We start from the raw sequence: 1,439 nt of genomic DNA on the forward strand, positions 1-1,439 counted from the left end.
GATGAAGTAAAATAGTTTGTGTACCAACATTTGGAGTATAGGCAAATGACAAAAAAGTAGGGTATTCTCGGGATTACCACACCACCAAGAAGGAGCCCTACTCAATGACTACTATACCCCAAAATAATTTAAATGATCTACTAGAAAATCTTGTGAAAACGATGATCCAAGAAAAACTTGAGCTCATCATGAAAGAAGAAATGAATCAATTTCTTCAAGTGGAACAACAGCCAGAAATTCGTAATAGCCGGAACGGTTACTACGAGCGCACGCTCGATACACGGTATGGGAAAATCGAAGAATTGAAAGTTCCAAGAGACCGTAAGGGGAACTTCCAAACTCAGCTTTTTGAGCCGTACCAGCGGCGTGATGGTTGGCTTGAAGAGGCCGTCATTCATATGTATAAAGGCGGCATGAGCACTCGTGATGTAGCTCGTTTTATCGAAGGCATGTTTGGCACGCAGTACTCGCCGACCACCATTAGTAACATCACCAGTACCGTACTAGAAGACGTACAGCGTTGGCAAGAACGCCCTTTGGAGAAACGGTATTCGGTGATTTATTTAGACGGCTTCTATTTTAACTTGAAACGCGACACGGTTGATAGTGAAGTCGTTTATTTGGTTATGGGCATTAACGAACAAGGCTACAGGCATATTCTGGGTTTCTATATTGGCGGCAAAGAAAGTGCTAATGGTTGGCGTGAAGTGCTGGGAGACCTCAAACGACGTGGGGCGACAGAAGTACTCTTAGGTGTATTTGACGGGCTGATCGGCCTTGAAGATGCATTTAAAGAAGCCTACCCAAAGGCCGATGTGCAGCACTGCGTTGTTCACAAGGTTCGTAATACTTTTCCAAAGATTCGAGTAAAAGACAAGACGGAATTTCTGAATGATTTAAAGACGATCTACAATGCCCCGGATTTGGAGGTAGCAAAGGCTTGTTTTGATACAGTGAAGGCGAAGTGGAGGAAGATGTACCCCAAGGAGATTGAGTCATGGGAGACCAATCTACCTACGCTGCTGACGTTTTACAAATATCCGGCAAAGATAAAGAAGGCCATTTACACGTCTAATCCGATCGAGCGTACCAATAAAGAATTTAGGAAAAGATTACGTCCTATGAATAGCTTAACCAATGTTGAAGCTGCTGAAAAAATAATCTATTTGGATACGATTGCTCACAATGAAAGATGGGGTAACCGAGTTATTACAGGATTTAATGATCCCGAAACGAGAGAGGCATTGTCGTTGCTTTTTGAAAAAAGGTATCCTACCATTCCAAATCCTGAGAGCAAGGAAAAAGAAGAACTCAAATAAATGGGATTTAAATCCAAAAAATTCAGGGGGATCCCCCTGAATTCGTTCAGACAATAAACCTATTCATCGTCCCGATGAATAACCCTACAAGACCTATTACACAAACTTCTTGACGCTACC

General features: G+C 42.4%; 1 protein-coding gene. It reads left to right on the top strand.

The window, feature by feature from the left end; genetic code table 11:
* The first annotated feature begins 104 nt into the window (after nt 1–104).
* Nucleotides 105–1,319, top strand: coding sequence for an IS256 family transposase (locus HQN90_RS37985; RefSeq protein WP_173227987.1), 1,215 nt, complete (start codon nt 105–107; stop codon nt 1,317–1,319).
* The last annotated feature ends 120 nt before the right edge of the window (nt 1,320–1,439 follow it).

This window comes from Paenibacillus alba, assembly GCF_013204855.1.
GTDB lineage: Bacteria > Bacillota > Bacilli > Paenibacillales > NBRC-103111 > Paenibacillus_E > Paenibacillus_E alba.